Source organism: Roseomonas sp. TS2 (genome assembly GCF_058833935.1).
The window spans coordinates 1-14,951 of sequence record NZ_JCACVY010000109.1 but is presented as its reverse complement, the minus strand read 5'-3'; the positions used below and the strand labels follow the sequence as shown (position 1 = coordinate 14,951).

12 protein-coding genes are annotated in these 14,951 nt (G+C 67.8%); 8 read left to right on the top strand and 4 right to left on the bottom strand.

Features of this window, described 5'->3' with window-relative positions; genetic code table 11:
• From ACZJYS_RS16185 to ACZJYS_RS16165, 5 genes are all read left to right on the top strand, one after another.
• On the top strand, positions 1 to 1,832 hold a 1,832-nt coding region (locus ACZJYS_RS16185), incomplete at its 5' end, for a hypothetical protein (protein WP_493179595.1).
• A gap of 1 nt (position 1,833) precedes the next feature.
• Complete coding sequence (locus tag ACZJYS_RS16180; protein WP_493179594.1) at positions 1,834 to 2,586, top strand: flagellar hook basal-body protein; 753 nt, start codon at positions 1,834 to 1,836, stop codon at positions 2,584 to 2,586.
• Between the two features lie 59 nt (positions 2,587 to 2,645).
• Positions 2,646 to 3,428 (top strand): flagellar basal-body rod protein FlgG, encoded by a 783-nt coding sequence (flgG, locus tag ACZJYS_RS16175; protein WP_379640472.1) that lies wholly within the window; start codon positions 2,646 to 2,648, stop codon positions 3,426 to 3,428.
• Positions 3,429 to 3,439: 11 nt separating this feature from the next.
• Positions 3,440 to 3,889, top strand: a complete 450-nt coding sequence (gene flgA, locus ACZJYS_RS16170; protein WP_379640473.1) for a flagellar basal body P-ring formation chaperone FlgA — start codon at positions 3,440 to 3,442, stop codon at positions 3,887 to 3,889.
• Positions 3,886 to 4,665 carry a flagellar basal body L-ring protein FlgH gene (locus tag ACZJYS_RS16165; RefSeq protein WP_379650784.1) on the top strand — a complete coding sequence of 260 codons (780 nt, stop codon included), beginning with the start codon at positions 3,886 to 3,888 and terminating at the stop codon, positions 4,663 to 4,665. The genes flgA and ACZJYS_RS16165 overlap by 4 nt, the downstream gene beginning before the upstream one ends.
• Here the strand turns inward: ACZJYS_RS16165 and ACZJYS_RS16160 are convergent.
• A complete protein-coding gene (locus ACZJYS_RS16160; RefSeq protein WP_493179593.1) occupies positions 4,659 to 5,168 on the bottom strand; it encodes a hypothetical protein in 510 nt (169 codons plus the stop codon). The two genes, ACZJYS_RS16165 and ACZJYS_RS16160, sit on opposite strands and share 7 nt — an antisense overlap.
• A gap of 153 nt (positions 5,169 to 5,321) precedes the next feature.
• Positions 5,322 to 6,134, bottom strand: a complete 813-nt coding sequence (fdhD, locus tag ACZJYS_RS16155) for a formate dehydrogenase accessory sulfurtransferase FdhD (RefSeq protein WP_493179592.1) — start codon at positions 6,132 to 6,134, stop codon at positions 5,322 to 5,324.
• Between the two features lie 117 nt (positions 6,135 to 6,251).
• On the opposite strand from fdhD, the gene ACZJYS_RS16150 reads away from it, so the two are divergent.
• On the top strand, positions 6,252 to 8,573 hold the full coding sequence (locus tag ACZJYS_RS16150) for an FdhF/YdeP family oxidoreductase (RefSeq protein WP_493179591.1): 2,322 nt from the start codon (positions 6,252 to 6,254) through the stop codon (positions 8,571 to 8,573).
• 346 nt (positions 8,574 to 8,919) lie between these two features.
• Here the strand turns inward: ACZJYS_RS16150 and ACZJYS_RS16145 are convergent, their stop codons facing one another.
• Complete coding sequence (locus ACZJYS_RS16145; protein WP_493179590.1) at positions 8,920 to 9,906, bottom strand: tripartite tricarboxylate transporter substrate-binding protein; 987 nt, start codon at positions 9,904 to 9,906, stop codon at positions 8,920 to 8,922.
• 721 nt (positions 9,907 to 10,627) lie between these two features.
• Between ACZJYS_RS16145 and ACZJYS_RS16140 the strand changes: the two genes are divergently transcribed.
• Positions 10,628 to 11,452 (top strand): flagellin, encoded by an 825-nt coding sequence (locus ACZJYS_RS16140; RefSeq protein WP_493179589.1) that lies wholly within the window; start codon positions 10,628 to 10,630, stop codon positions 11,450 to 11,452.
• Between the two features lie 484 nt (positions 11,453 to 11,936).
• On the opposite strand, the gene ACZJYS_RS16135 is transcribed toward ACZJYS_RS16140, so the two are convergent.
• The gene (locus ACZJYS_RS16135; RefSeq protein ID WP_493179588.1) at positions 11,937 to 13,415 is read right to left on the bottom strand and encodes a methyl-accepting chemotaxis protein; all 1,479 of its coding nucleotides are present in this window, start codon (positions 13,413 to 13,415) and stop codon (positions 11,937 to 11,939) included.
• A gap of 323 nt (positions 13,416 to 13,738) precedes the next feature.
• Between ACZJYS_RS16135 and gvpN the strand changes: the two genes are divergently transcribed.
• The gene (gene gvpN, locus ACZJYS_RS16130) at positions 13,739 to 14,743 is read left to right on the top strand and encodes a gas vesicle protein GvpN (RefSeq protein ID WP_493179587.1); all 1,005 of its coding nucleotides are present in this window, start codon (positions 13,739 to 13,741) and stop codon (positions 14,741 to 14,743) included.
• The last annotated feature ends 208 nt before the right edge of the window (positions 14,744 to 14,951 follow it).

Here is a 14,951-nt window from a genome sequence, read left to right as displayed (position 1 = left end):
CGGCGGCCGCCCCCCCGCCCGCGCCGCCTGCACCGCCACCCGCCGATGATCTCGGCGCGTTGCGGGAGAGCATGTTGAGCCGCCTGGCCCTGCTGAACAGGGTATCCACCCCGGCGACGGCCCCTGCTGCGCCGCGCCCCGGCGGGGCCGTGTCCATGCCCAACCCGAGCTTCGCGGCCCCGGCGGAAGAGCCGCAGCGCCCGGTCTGCCTGGAGCCTTCCTTCAGCCTGCGCAGCTGGTCGGACGAAGAGAGCTTCGCCAACCAGCTGACGGCACGACGCGCCGCGCTGGCCCTGTCGGACCAGGGGGCGGCCGAGACGGCGGCTCTGGCGGAACTCTACGCGTTCCATGAGCTGACGCGGGAGGCGTTGTCCGTGCTCTCCTCGCCCCTGCTGGAGCAGCCAACGGCGGCGCTGCGGGAGCGGCTGGAGCGCGTGCGGGACGTGGCGCGGCTGCTGGAGCGCGAGCCGATCAGCCCCACCTCCCCCCTGCTGACGGAGGCGCCGGACTGCACCCGTCCTGACCTGCCGCTCTGGCGTGCCCTGGTAGCGGCGATCGGCAATGACGCGGCGGCGCTGGCCAAGCTGGCGCCGCAGGCCCGGGCAGCACTGCGCGATATTCCGCCGGATCTGCGCCTGACCTTCGTGGCCACGATGGCCGATGCGGTGGAGGAGGACAGCGAGACGCTGCGGACCCTGCTGGCCGCCGTCCGTACAACCCCCGACCTTCGCGCCGACCAGCAGGCCCAGCGCAGCCTGCTGATGGCCAAGCTGGCACGGCTGGAGGGCAACCGCGCGGACGAGACGCTGCACCTGGAGCGCGCGGCACGCGGCGGGCGCAGCCTCCCGGCGCTTCAGGCCCGCATGCGGCTGGCGGCGCTGAATCTTTCACGGCCTGCCGCGGAGGGGCGGCGGGCGGAAGCGCAGCTGATGGATTTCTCGCGCGTCTATCGCTACGAGCCGCTCGGCGAGGAGGCCGCCATGCTCTACGCCCAGCGGCTTCTGGAGCGCGGCGAGCTGGCCCAGGCGCTGGCCGTGGCGGAAAGCGCCAGCCATGCCAACCAGCGCTCCAGCACGGAGAGCCGCGGCGCCCGGCTGGCGGCGCAGGCACTGCGGCTGCTGCTGGTCGATGCCAAAGGCATGACCCTGCCACCGCCCGGCGACCGGCTGTCGCTGTACTGGCAGTATGAGGGCTATGCCACGCCCGGCGAGCGCGGCGACGATATCCGCCAAGGTGCGTTGCGGCTGATGCTCGATGAGGGGCTGTATGATGCGGCGCTGGACACCAGCCGTCAGCTGACCCCTTCCACCGCACGGCAGCCAGGAGCCGCGCTGCTGATTGCCCGCGCCGAGGCGATGGCGACGCAGGGCGATCCGCAGCGCGCCATGGCGCTGCTGCGCGGCCTGCCGGAGACGGCGGATACGCATCGCGCCGCCGCCGCCGCGCTGGGTCGCATGGGCAAGCCGCTGGAGGCAGCGCAGGAATTGCAGTCGCTGCGCGCGTTGCCAGACCGGCTGGCGCGCGCGGAATGGCTGTTCCAGGCCCAGGCCTGGGTCGAGGCGGCCAATGCCTATGCCGAGTTGCTGCGCGATCCGGGCCTCGATGCCGCCAAGCGGGCCGAGGCCACGGCGCGGCTGGCCAGTGCCTCCGCCCTGGCGCGGCAGCGCCCGAGCGTGGCACCGGAGCTGCTGGCGCCCGAGAGCAGCTCCGCCACCCTGCTGCAGCTGAGCGGCGACACGGGCGGGCCGATGCGTGGCGTGGCCGCCGCCCGCTCTGCCATCTCGCGCAGCCGCCAGATCGAAAGCCTGTTGCCAGAGACAGGGAGCAACTGAGATGGACAGTCCCAGTGCCGTCAGCCTTTCGGGACAGATCGCGCTGCGGCAGCAGCTCGACGTCACGGCGAACAACCTAGCCAATGCCAACACCGCGGCCTTTCGCGGCGACCGGACGCTGTTCCAGACCCATGTCAGCCGCCTGGCCGTGCCGGGGCGCGAAATCGCCTTCGTGCAGGACCGCGCCACCTATATCGACGTCAAGCAGGGCTCCATCTCGGCCACCGGCAATCCGCTCGACGTGGCGATCGACGGCGAGGCCTATCTGGCGGTCGAGCGCCCCGGCGGCGGGCGCGGCTACACGCGCGACGGCCGAATGAAGGTGGGCGCCGACAACACGCTGATGGACAGCGCCGGCCGCCCCATCCTGGACGAGGGCGGCGGGCGCATCCTGCTGCCCGACCGGGTGAGCAGCCTCGAGATCCGCACCGACGGCACGCTGCTCGCCACGGTGGATGGGCGGGTGGACCAGGCGGGCCGCATCGGCCTGTTCCGTGCCGGAGACATGCGGGGCATCCGCAAGGCGGGCGATGGCCTGATGGAGCTGCCGGCCGCCGATGTGCAGCCCGTGCCGCCCGGCACGCCGGGCATCCGCCTGGCGCAGGGCGCGCTGGAGGCCTCCACGGTGCAGCCGGTGCTGGAGCTGGCCAACCTGACGATGATCCAGCGCAGCTACGAGGCCATGCAGCGCATCGTCAGCGAGGATGATTCGCGGGTGCGCCGGATGATCGAGGCGCTCGGGCGCCCGAACTGATCTGCAACGACATGCCTGAACGGGTCTTGGCCTGAACGGTTCTTGAAGGGATACGCACCATGCGCGCCATGAGCATCGCCGCCACGGGCATGCAGGCCCAGCAGACCAATGTCGAGGTCATCGCCAACAACATCGCGAATGTCTCGACCACCGCCTTCACCCGCCGCAAGGCGGAGTTCCAGGACCTGATCTACCAGTCCTCGGAGCGGGTCGGCTCCGCCTCCTCGGAGGCGGGCACGCTGCTGCCGGTGGGCACGCAGGTGGGCCTCGGCGTGCGCAGCTCGGCGGTCAACCGCATCACGCTGCAGGGCTCGCTGACCGACACCGGCAACCGCTATGATTTGGCGCTCGAGGGCCGCGGTTATTTCGGCGTGACGCTGCCGGACGGCACCACCGCCTACACCCGTGACGGCAGCTTCAAGCTTTCCCAGGAAGGCCAGCTGGTGAGCAGCGAGGGCTACCCGATCGAGCCCAATATCAACATCCCCGTCGATGCGCGCGACGTGACGGTGAACCAGGCGGGCGAGGTCCTCGTCACCCAGGCCAACGGGCAGCAGCAGAATGCCGGGCGGCTGAACCTCTACCTGTTCCCCAACGAGGCCGGGCTGGAGGCGATCGGCGGCAACAAGTTCCTGGAGACGGAAGCCTCCGGCCAGCCGAATGGCGGCCTGCCTTCCGACCCCGGCTATGCGAAAATCCGTCAGGGATATCTGGAAGCTTCCAACGTCAATGTCGTGCAGGAGATCACCCAGCTGATCGCCGCCCAGCGCGCCTACGAGATGAACTCGAAGGTGATCGAGGCGACCGACCAGATGCTGCAGACCGTCAATAACGTGCGGTGAGGGAGGAGAGCATGCGCCTCGCCCCCGCCGCGCCGCCGCTGCTGGCGGCCGCGCTGCTGCTCTCGCCGCCCGCCTGGGGGCGGGAGGTGTGGCACGCCACGCGCGCCCTGCAGCCGGGCGACGTGCTGCGCCCGCAGGATGTGGAGGCCGTGGTGCCGCGCCGCGACGCGCCCACCTTCATCGAGGCCGAGCGGGACATCATCGGGCTGGAGGTGCGGCGCCGTATCCGCGCCAATGCACCCATCCCCGAGCGCGACATCGGCGACCGCTCGGCGGTGCGCGCCACGCAGATGGTGCGCGTCTTCTGGAAGAGCGCCGGCGTCACGCTCGAGATGGAGGGCCGCGCCATGGAGGCCGGCGCCGTGGGCGAGGAGATCCGCATCCACAACCCGATCAGCGGCCGCACCATCCGTGCCATGGTGGTGGCCGATGGCACGGCGGAAGTGCAGGGCCGGCCATGAGCGGGCCTTCCCTCCTCCCCCGGCGGGCGCGGCTGCTGCCGGGCGGCTGCCTGGCGCTGGCTGCGGTGCTGGTCCTGGGCGGCTGCGACAGCTTCGGCCACATCCAGAAGCCGCCGCCGATCTCCGCCCCCGGCGCGATGGCCGACATCCCCTCCCTGACCGGCAGCGACGATCCCATCGAGGTCTCCACACGGCCGCGCCTGGCCGGCACCGGCCCGACGATGATGGGCTCGCTCTGGCGCCCCGGCAGCCGCACCTTCTTCCGCGACCAGCGGGCCCGCACGGTGGGCGACCTGCTGACCGTCGAGATCGAGATCGACGACAGCGCGCAGTTCGACAACCGGCTGGAGCTGGAGCGGGAGAGCAAGCAGAACCTCAACCTGCCTTTCCTGATGGGCCTGCAAGGCGCGCTCGGCAAGGCCTTCGGGGGCGCGCTGGACCCGGCGCTGGAACTGGGCGGCGGCAGCACCAGCAATGGGACGGGCCGCGTCCGCCGCACCGAGAAGATCCGCCTGCAACTGGCCGCCACGGTGGTGCGGGTGCTGCCCAGCGGCAATCTGGAGATCGCCGGCTCGCAGGAGATCCGCGTGAACAACGAGCTGCGCGAGTTGCAGCTGCGCGGCATGATCCGGCCCGAGGATATCCGCCCCAACAACCGCATCGCCTCGGAGAAGATCGCTGAGGCGCGGATTGCCTATGGCGGCCGCGGCGTGTCGAGCGATCTGCAGCGCCCGCGTTGGGGGCAGCAGATCATCGAGCGCGTGCTGCCCTACTGAGGCGGTGGCGCGGGCGGCCAGTCCTGCGCCAGCGCCTCCCGCAGCGCCCGCGCCGTCTCCAGCCCCAGGCCGGAGGCGAGGAGCGCCGTTCGCCCATCGGCCATGTCGAGCACCAGGCGAGCATTGGCGGCATGCTGTTGCTGCGCGATGCGTGCCGCCAATGCATGGATGCCGGCAGCTTCGCCCCCGTAAGGCCCCGCCTCTGGCTGGACGACACGCAGCGCCGCCAGGGGCCGCCAGGGCAGCAGGGCCTCGGCGGTTTCCACGCCTTCCGGGCGTAGCAGGATCTGCCGGGGGTGGCGGTTGCGGCGGGTCCGCTGCAAAGCCCGCAGCGCCAGGGCGGCGACCGCCAGACCAGCCACCGCGGCCGTGATGGAGACGCCATCGTGCCGCGCCGGATTCAACGCCACGGCCAGTGCCGGCAGGCCGAACAACCCGGTCAGCAACAGGGCCGCTGCCTGAAAGGCCAAGGGAGGCCGCGCCGGCTGCAACAGGAACAGCACGCCATCCTCCTGCGGGCGGCGCAGAAAACCACCGGTGCTGCCACGCGGCGGGGGCGTGTCCAGGGTGGGGAGGAAAGTGGCCATGAAAAGCTGTCCGGAGCGGAGGCTACCCTGCGACATTAGGTGCACCCGCGCTGGACAGCCACGACCAAGTCAGCACACGCGGTCCGGATGGGTGAAGATCTCGCAGGCCGTACCCCGCGCCAGCGCAATGAGGGTGATGCCGCAGCTCTCAGCCACCCGCACCGCCAGCGCCGTGGGCGCGGAGACCGCCACCAGCAACGGCGCGCCGATCATGGCCGCCTTCTGGACCATCTCGACCGAAACGCGGCTGGTGAGCAGCAGCGCGCCCGCTCCGGCCGGCTGGCCCTGGCGGGCCAGCGCCCCGGCGAGCTTGTCCAACGCATTGTGGCGGCCGACATCCTCTCGCAGCAGCGTCAACCCGCGCCCGGGCTGCCAGAACCCTGCCGCATGCACGGCGCGGGTCTCGCGGTGCAGGGCCTGCGCGGCGGAGAGTGCCTCCATGGCCGCGCTGACCTCGGCGTGCGGCAGGATCGTGCCGGCGGTGACCGGCGGCAGGTTCCGCCCCGCCTCTTCCAGACTCTCGATGCCGCAGAGCCCACATCCCAAGGGTCCGGCCATGCGCCGGCGGCGCCGCGCGAGAGCCTCCGAACAGGCCTCGGCCACCTCCATCTGCACTTCGATGCCAGCCGGCCGTGGCACGACCTCAAGCGACAGCATCTCGGCAGGGGAGCCGATCAGCCCCTCCGTCAGGCTGAAGCCCAAGCCCAGATCCTCCAGCGCGATGGGGCTCGCCATCATCACCGCGTGGGTGGAACGGCCATAGGTCAGGGCCACGGCGGTTTCCTCCGCCACAGCACGGAAACCCGGCTCCGCCTGATCGCCCTGCCGGGCCAGGCGTGGCAATACCAGGCTGGGCCGGCTTGCCGTCTCCTGCATCATCATGGCCTGTCTCTCCCGCTGCACCCAGAAGCAAGACGCACGGCAGAACCAGCGGTTTCGCGGAACCCTTGCGCAGGGTGAGCGTTGGACAGGCAAGGTTGCAACGCAGGGAGACCGGGCATGTCGCAGAAAGCCGTGAAGATCGAACCCTATAAGGGGCCGGCGGGCGGCTGGGGCTCGGCGCAATCTCTGCTGAACGCGGTGCGGCGCGACGGAGCGGCCCAGGACGTACTGCGATTGCTTCCACAGCAGAACAAGAAGGACGGCTTCGCCTGCGTCAGCTGCGCCTGGGCCAAGCCGGCTTCACCGCATCCCTTCGAGTTCTGCGAGAACGGCGCCAAGGCCACCACCTGGGAGCTGACCAGCCGGCGCGCCACGCCGGAATTCTTTGCACGCCATACGGTCAGCGAGCTGCGGCTCTGGAACGACCATGACCTGGAATACAGCGGACGGCTGACCCAGCCCCTACGCTACGACCGTGAGACGGACCGGTATGTGGCCGTCGCGTGGGAGGAAGCCTTTCGCGCCATCGGCGCGGAGCTGCGCCAGCTCCGGCCGGAGACGGTGGTCTTCTATGCTTCCGGCCGGGCCTCGCTGGAGACGAGCTACATGTACCAGCTCTTCGCCCGGCTCTATGGCAGCAACCATCTGCCGGACAGTTCCAACATGTGCCACGAGACCACCAGCGTGGCCCTGCCGCAGAGCATTGGCGTCCCAGTCGGGACGGTGCTGCTGGAGGATTTCGACCACACCGACTGCATCCTCTCCTTTGGCCAGAACACCGGCACCAACAGCCCGCGCATGTTGCATCCGCTGCAGAAGGCGGCCAAGCGGAACGTCCCCATCATCATTTTCAACCCGCTGCGCGAGCGGGGGCTGGAGCGTTTCGTCAACCCGCAGAACCCGATCGAAATGGCGGGCAACGCCTTTGCCGGCAGCGATACGCGACTGGACAGCCAATACCACCAGCTCAAGGCAGGCGGCGACGGCGCGGCCATCATGGGGCTGTGCAAGGCCGTCATCGCCGCCGACGACAAGGCGCGCGCCGCCGGCCGGGCGCCGGTGGTGGATCACGCTTTCATCGCCGAGCACACGCAGGGCTTCGAGAGCTTCGCCGAGAGCGTAAGGGCCATGGAATGGTCGCTAATCGAGCAACGCTCGGGTCTCTCCCGCACAGCGCTGGAGGGGGCGGCCAACGTCTACTGCAATGCCCGGGCCGTCATCGCCAAGTTCGGCATGGGATTGACCCAGCACCGCGATGGCGTGGAGACGGTGCGTCTGCTGATCAACCTGCTTTTGCTGCGCGGCAACATCGGCAGACGCGGCGCCGGAATCCTGCCGGTGCGCGGCCATTCCAACGTGCAGGGCCAGCGCACCGTGGGCATCAGCGAGAAGCCCGAATTGGTTCCGCTCGACCGCCTGGCCGAGCAGTACCATTTCGAGCCACCGCGTTGGGAGGGGTGGAGCACGGTGGATGCCTGCCAGGCCGTGATTGACGGCGAGGCCAAGGGCTTCATCGGGCTTGGCGGAAACTTCGCCCGCGCCGTGCCGGACACCGAGCGGGTGGAATCTGCCTGGACGGGGCTGCGTCTGACGGTACATGTGGCCACCAAGCTGAACCGCAGCCATCTCCTTCCAGGCGAGGTGTGCTACCTGCTGCCGTGCCTTGGCCGGCTGGAGGTCGATCATCAGGCCAGCGGCCCGCAGGCTGTCTCCATAGAAGACAGCACGGCGTGCATCCATGGTTCCCGTGGCAAACGGGAGCCGGCCAGCCCCGATCTGCTGTCCGAACCCCGGATCGTGGCGGAGATGGCCAAGGCCGCCTTGCCTTCCAACCCGCATGTCGACTGGGATGGGTGGGTTGGCGACTATGGCCGCGTTCGGGATGCGATCGAGGCAACCTATCCGCAGTATTTTGAGCGGTTCAACGAAAGGCTGTTCCAGCCCGGCGGCTTCCCTCGCCCGCTCGGCGCCCGGGACCGGAAATGGGCGACCAAATCCGGCAAGGCCGAGTTCCTGACGCCGACAACCGTGTCCAAGGCGCAGGTCGCCGTGCCGGAGGGCGTGCTGCAGCTGATCACCCTGCGCAGCAACGACCAGTTCAACACGACGATCTATGGCTATCACGACCGTTTCCGCGGCGTGCAAGGCACACGCATGATCCTGTTCATGAACCGCGCCGACATGCGGCGGCAGGGCTTTCAGGAGGGCGAGCTTGTCTCCCTCCAATGCGCCATCGAGGATGGGATCAAGCGGCGCCTCGGCGGTTTCCGCGTGACGCCTTATGCGGTTCCTGAAGGTTGCTGCGCCGCCTACTATCCGGAATGCAATCCGCTGATCCCACTCAGCCACCATGCGGAGGGCAGCAAGGTTCCTGCCGCCAAGTCAGTCCCGGTCATCATCGACCGGCAGGCCGCGCCGCGCCCGTTCGGCGCCATCTGATCCGGGCTTCGCTTCGCCGCCTTTCCCGGCCCGACTATCGAGGAAGGCGGCAACTCCAGTGCATACGCCGTTGGTTACCTGTCCGTCCGATGAAATACAGGCCTGCTTCACAGCGGAAGATGGCTTCGTGGCAAGTTGCCGCATTCGTCATGAACAATCTTCCCGCAAGCAGAGCCCAGAGATCGGGCATATCCTCCGCAAAGAACGTCATGGTGCTCGCCAGTGGCCTAAAGCTGGCTGATCAAGGCGGTTGAGACCGCCACAGCCGGATCTTTCGGGCAGCGCCTAGAGGGAGGGAGCTGGCACATGGCTGCTGACTGCCCTTCAGAAGGGCCTTTCGGCCTTCCTACTCCAGGGAGAGTTCCATCTTCTGCACAATCCGCCCCCATTCTTTATACTCGGCGGCAACCCGGGCGGCGAATGCGTCCGGTGAGAGCAGAAAGGGCCGGTAATCCAGCCGCGTCAGGCCATTGGCGACCGCCGCGGCCATCTGGGCATTGGCCACTCCCTTGTGGAAGAACGATACGATCTCCGGCGAGGAATCGGGTGGCAGGAAGAGGCCGAACCATTCCTGTGCCGTGAGAGCAGGAAGGCCGAGTTCGGCGAAGGTGGGGATATCAGGCAGGCGCGCGATACGATCAGGAGCCGTATGGGCCAGGATGCGGACGCTGCCCGCGAGATGGGCGGAAAGCACATCCCCCAGCACCAGGACGGCACTGGACAGGTTTCTCGCCTGGAGATCCTGTAGCACCGGCGCCGAACCTCGATAGGAAACATGCTCCAGGCTTGCCCCCCAAGCCGAAGCGAGCTTCAGGCCCAATAGGTGAGGCATCGATCCGGCGGCCGGTGATGCAAAAGGCACCACGCCTTGCGCCAAGGCCCAGAGCCGCAGTTCATCCAAGCTTTTGGCCGGATGCGCAGCAGGAACTGCCAGGGCGAAGGGAAAGGCACAAAGCGGGGAGACAGGCACCAGATCACGCAGGGCATTGTAGCGCGTGCTGCGCGGGTAGGTATGCGGCGCGATGGTCAACATGCTGGCCGGTGTCAGCAGCAAGGTGCTGCCATCAGGCGGCGAGATGGACAGCGCCTCCACTGCCAACCGGCCGCCAGCACCAGGCTTGTTCTCCACCACCACCGATGCATGGCCGAGCGCGCGCCACTGCTCAGCATAAAGCCGTGCAACCATGTCCGTGGCGCCACCAGGCGGAAATCCGACCAGCAGCCGGACATCCGTCCTTATCGGCAGAGCAGGAACGCGACCCTGAGCCATCATAGGGCAGCCGGCCAAGGCGATGCTGCAGAACAGGCGCCGTTTCAGCCTTGTGTTATCCACGGATTGCTTCCTCCGGCCGATGCTGGAGGAAAAGTAGCAAGGCCATTCTTTCCCAAGGCTTCTCAGGCTTTGCACTCTTTGGCCAACCTGCGAGGCCTAAACCTTTTGCAGGAGGCAAAGGCCGCCTTTGCACCGCGCAGCACCCTCCGGCATGGCTGAGAGGCAGCTCAGACCAAGGAAAATCCGAAGTATTAAGCACGATAAACACTTTTATCGTGCCAATTAAAGGTGGAAGAGGAAATTGTCAGAAAGCAGTTCTCGGCTTGAAGCAGAAGATCCCTCGCGGCGCCGATCAAGGCCCATTCCCCCAGTTGAGGATAAGGCGCTACGTGCAAATTCTAATGGCACAAGTATTTAACTGTCCGGAAGCTTTCCCCCTCTTCTCAAGCAATTAACGAACTATTTACCAATATTCCCATTTTTCTTCCCTGAGGCTCCAGAAAAAGATTATTCTCGTTGTCGACTTTCGGCTCAGGCGGCACATTGGAGTTCAGGAAGAAAAGAGTTGAAGGCTCCAGAGCTCTTCTAGTGTCAACCGATGAGCACAAGAAGATTCGCCTGATACCCGAAGTAATCCTCTAAATCGCCCCGGCAAAATCCGGAGAGTATCGGCCAGGACGACTGTCCAGGCCCATGCTCGCAACAGCACAGTCTCAATTCCGAGATTTGAGACAAAGCTGCCGCGAAAGACCCCTTTTTGCCGCCAAAGGACACATCGACAATGCTCAGCGCCGTTTCCTCCTCCTCTTCCAGCGCCCTGATGACCATGCAGAGCCTGCGCTCGCTGAACAAGCAGGTCTCCACGGTGCAGATCCAGATCGCGACCGGCAAGCGTGTCAACACCGCCAAGGATGATGCCGCCGTCTGGTCGCTGGCCAATACGCTCAAGACCGACCTGGCACTGGGCAAGGAGGTCGCCAAGGGCCTCAGTGTGGCGTCTTCGACTGTAGCCGCTGCCTCGGCCGGCGCGGAGACGGTGGTGGAGCTGCTGCAGCAGATCCGGACGACTGTGATGCAGTATCAGGCGAACGACTCCGGCACGACCAACTACGACGATGCCGAGGCCGCTGTCATCGAGATGATCACGCAGATCGACGACGTCATCGCCAAGACCGAATTCCAGGGCAAGAACCTGCTGGCTTCGGCCTCCTCCGCCCTGACGGTCCTGATCAACGAGGATGGTGACAGCATCAGCGTCGCGGCCAAGGATCTGGAAGCCGCGATCACTACCCTCGACACCGCCGCTGGTACCGCCACCACCTATGCCGGGCTGAACACCGCGATTGACGCGGCACTCGATGCCATCAAACCCTTCGCCACTTATTTCGGCACTGCCGCCAAGCGCATCGAGACCCAGGGCGCCCTCCTGGACACCCTGAACGACAATCTCAGCGCCTCGATCTCCAACCTGATCGACACCGACATGGATGAGGCGGCGGCTCGCCTGACCGCGCTGCAGACGCAGCAGCAGTTGGCCACGCAGCTCCTGTCGATCACCACGCAGAACCAGTCGGCCCTGATCCAGACCCTCTTCCGCGGGTTCTGATCAGCGCACGGATCTGCCGGCTCCTCCCAGGCTCGGGGGCAGAGCAGGCAGTAAGCTCCCCTCATTGGCGGCAACCATGATGGGGTAAGGGGGACGGCGCCAGGAACATCGGACCGCTATATTCCTGGCGCCGTCATCTTTCCGCCCATGCCAGGGCTCAAGCTTCCATCGCAGGCCACAGGCAACGATGATCCTCGCTGCCTGTCTTGCCTAACAGGGGCAGAATTCTTTCGGCCTCCGCCATTGCGTCAGGTCGGCCACCCGCCGTGCCTGGGGCTTGGCGGTGGCACCTGTTCTACGCTGCTCGTGCAGGGTCTGTGCGAATTCGGCACCGCGAGCTCGCTGCCACCTGCAAGGCGACAGAGCTGGAGCCGATGTGCGGCGCGCCTTCGACGTGGGGTCCAAGGTGGTGCGCAAGCATGGCGCCACCCATGCATCGGGCCTGCCAAGGCTCCAGGGAACGTTCAAGAACTGCCGCATCCCCTCAGGCTGCTTCGCTCTCCAGCTTCGCCAGATAAGCAATCAGGGAAGACTGCCAGGCTCCGGCCTGCTTATCCTGCAGCAGGGCCAGCCGCGTGATGTCTCCCTGCCCCACCACTCGGAACGGCACGGGTGGCAGGCCGGGCACCTCCAGCGTGCCGTGGCTGCCCCGTGGCAGGGGCCGCTCCATCCGCAGGCAGGCGCCCAGCGGGTCCAGGCTGACCACCCGCACCGGCACGGCCGCCGCCGCCACGCCACGCAGGGTGGCCGGCAGGTCCAGCCCGCTGCGCGCAGAGGGGCGGTGACGGATCGCGGAGACGGCACCCTCCACCACACTCTCCAGCCGGTTCTGTAAGCCGTCCATCGTCGCCAGAACCTGCCCCGAGGCGCTGTGCATCATGCCCACCGACATGCGGCTGTCGTCGATCTCCCGCGAGGCGCCAGCCACCTGCTCCTGGGCCTGGCGCGCGGAATTGGCGGCGGCGGAGACAGCCTGGGCGATTTCGTTGACCGCGATGGCCTGCTCGGACATGGCTCCAGCGACCGTGGCGGCGACCTCGTCCAGCTCGGTGATGCTGGCACCGATGCTGTCCATCGAGTGGGTCACCTGCTCCGCCTGGCGCTGGATCAGGCCCAGCCGGTCGGCAATCTCCGTGGTGGCGTGAGCCGTTCGGCCCGCCAGGGTCTTCACCTCGGAGGCGACGACGGCGAAGCCCTTGCCCGCCTCGCCCGCCCGCGCCGCCTCGATCGTGGCGTTCAGCGCCAGCAGGTTGGTCTGCCCAGCGATCTCGTGGATCAGCCGCGACACCTCGCCGATCTTCTCAATGATGCCTTCCAGCTCGTTGAACATGTCGCGCGTGTGGCGGCTGCGGTCGGCGATGCTGCGCGTGGCCTCGGCGGCGCGCGAGATCTGCTGCGCAATGTGGCCCACCGCATCGGCCAGTTGCGCGGTGCGGCCGGCGGCGGCGTCGGCGGCCTGGGCGGAGTTGTCCGCCTCGGTGCTGGCCGCCATAGCCTGCTGCTCCACCCGTCCGGTCGAGAGTTCCACCTCATCCGTCAGCTGGCCAAGGTCACTCGCACCCTCGGCCATCTCGGCGATCAGCTGGCCCGCCTCGCGCTCGATGCGTTGGGCCATGGCGTTCAGTGCCTCCAGGCGCTGCGCCTCTTCCTGCTCCTGCGCCAGGACGTGCTTCTCCAGCAATATTTCGCATTCTGATAGCTGCCGTCGCAGCGACACGCTTCCTTGCGCCAGCCCGGCCAGACCGGGCCAAGCCCGGCCGAGCCAGCCCAGCGGAGGCGGAGCGCCATCCGGCAGCGGCTCGGCCATCCAGCGCGACAGGCGGTGCAGCCGGCTGTCCAGCAGCAACGCGCCGCCGGACAGCAGCAGGCCAAGTCCCACGCCCCCAAGCCAGAAGCCCAGCCAGGATGCCAGCGCCTGCCCTCCCAGCCCCAGCGGTACCAGAACCGCTGCCAGGAGCAGCAAGGCCCCGGCCTTCCCTTGCTCCGAGGATGGCGTGCCGGTGGGCAAAGGGGGAGGGTTCTGAAGCATCGGTACCCGGTTCAGGAAAAGCGCCCCCAGGTGGCGGCGGGCGGACATGCCCGTCTGCCGCCACCTTGGAAGCCAGAGAGCATGACCTGCGCTGCCACGCAGTGGGAGCAGAAGAGAGGCTTTCACAACAGCCACTTAAAATGCCTGAAGCGAAGGGTGCCTGATATGTCTCTACGATATTTCGCTTGAATGGAGGGTTTTTTCGCATAGACTGGCCACGACGAATTTCGCATTGCTGGCAGAAGGCTGAGCACCGCATGGCCCTTCGCGCATCCCGCGCCACAGAACGCCCGGAGCTCGATTCCGCCGCCGACGGAGATGCCCTGCTGCAGCTCCGTCCCCGCCCGGACTTCGTCTGCACCGGCTCTCTCGCGGCCTTGGCGCAACGGGCGGAAACCTATCTGGGCGCCGGCTATTCGGTGCATTTCCGCGGCCCGGCCGGCAGCGGTAAAACCACTCTCGCCCTTCATCTCGCCGAGCGTCTGGCCCGCCCTGTCATCCTGCTCGTCGGCGACGACAGCTTCGACACGGAGCGGCTGATCGGGCGCGAGAGCGGCCAGCGCACCCGCCGGGTGGTGGACCGCTACATCAGCAGCGTCACCAAGGTGGAGAGCGAGACCAGCTCCGTCTGGCTCGACCGCGCCCTGACCATCGCCTGCACCGAGGGCGCCACGCTGGTCTACGACGAATTCAACCGCGCGCCGCCTGCGGCCAACAACGTGCTGCTGACGGTGCTGGAGGAGCGGCTGCTGATCCTGCCCAAGGCCGGGCGGGGCGAGAGCTACCGCCGCGTGCACCCCGATTTCCGGCTGCTGCTGACCTCCAACCCGGCTGATCATGTGGGCACACACCACACCCAGAACGCGCTGCTCGACCGCGTCGTCACCCTCGACCTCGAGAATTGCGACCGCGAGACGGAGATCGCCATCGTCACCGCCCGTGCCGCGCTGCCGGCGGCGGAGGCCGCGCGCATCGTCGACCTGGTGCGGGATTTCCGGCGCTCGGGCGAATACGCCCAGCGCCCCACCATGCGCGCCTCGCTGATGATCGCCCGCATGGTGGCGCGCGAAGGAATGAAGGCGGACGCGGCCGACCCGGCCTTCCGTCAGCTCTGCGCCGACATCCTGGCCAGCCGCCTGAAGCCCGGCCCGGACGGCATCCCCGATGCCCGGCACCGGCAGATGCTGACGCGGCTGATCGATCATTTCTGCGCGCCCGACGCCTGCACACCCGAGGCCCGCACACCCGAGGCCGCCACCTGATGCGCCCCGCAGCCCCTCGCCAGCGCCCGCCAGGCACACGGCTCAGCGCCCGTGGTGCCGGGCCGCAGCGCCTGGAATCGGCAGCGGCGGAATACGCAATGCTGGCCCAGCGCCGCGCCCGGCTGCTGCGGCAGATCGACCTGCTGGAGCGGCAGCGCCACGGCGCCGATGCGGGCTTCCAGGCGCTGGAGCAGCGCATGGCCACGCT

What these genes read in the sequence shown, in the direction of transcription:
- ACZJYS_RS16180 (WP_493179594.1), top strand. Translation starts at nt 1,834, where the DNA reads ATGGACAGTCCCAGTGCCGTCAGCCTTTCGGGACAGATCGCGCTGCGG.
- flgG (WP_379640472.1), top strand. Translation starts at nt 2,646, where the DNA reads ATGCGCGCCATGAGCATCGCCGCCACGGGCATGCAGGCCCAGCAGACC.
- flgA (WP_379640473.1), top strand. Translation starts at nt 3,440, where the DNA reads ATGCGCCTCGCCCCCGCCGCGCCGCCGCTGCTGGCGGCCGCGCTGCTG.
- ACZJYS_RS16165 (WP_379650784.1), top strand. Translation starts at nt 3,886, where the DNA reads ATGAGCGGGCCTTCCCTCCTCCCCCGGCGGGCGCGGCTGCTGCCGGGC.
- fdhD (WP_493179592.1), bottom strand. Translation starts at nt 6,134, where the DNA reads ATGATGATGCAGGAGACGGCAAGCCGGCCCAGCCTGGTATTGCCACGC.
- ACZJYS_RS16150 (WP_493179591.1), top strand. Translation starts at nt 6,252, where the DNA reads ATGTCGCAGAAAGCCGTGAAGATCGAACCCTATAAGGGGCCGGCGGGC.
- ACZJYS_RS16140 (WP_493179589.1), top strand. Translation starts at nt 10,628, where the DNA reads ATGCTCAGCGCCGTTTCCTCCTCCTCTTCCAGCGCCCTGATGACCATG.
- gvpN (WP_493179587.1), top strand. Translation starts at nt 13,739, where the DNA reads ATGGCCCTTCGCGCATCCCGCGCCACAGAACGCCCGGAGCTCGATTCC.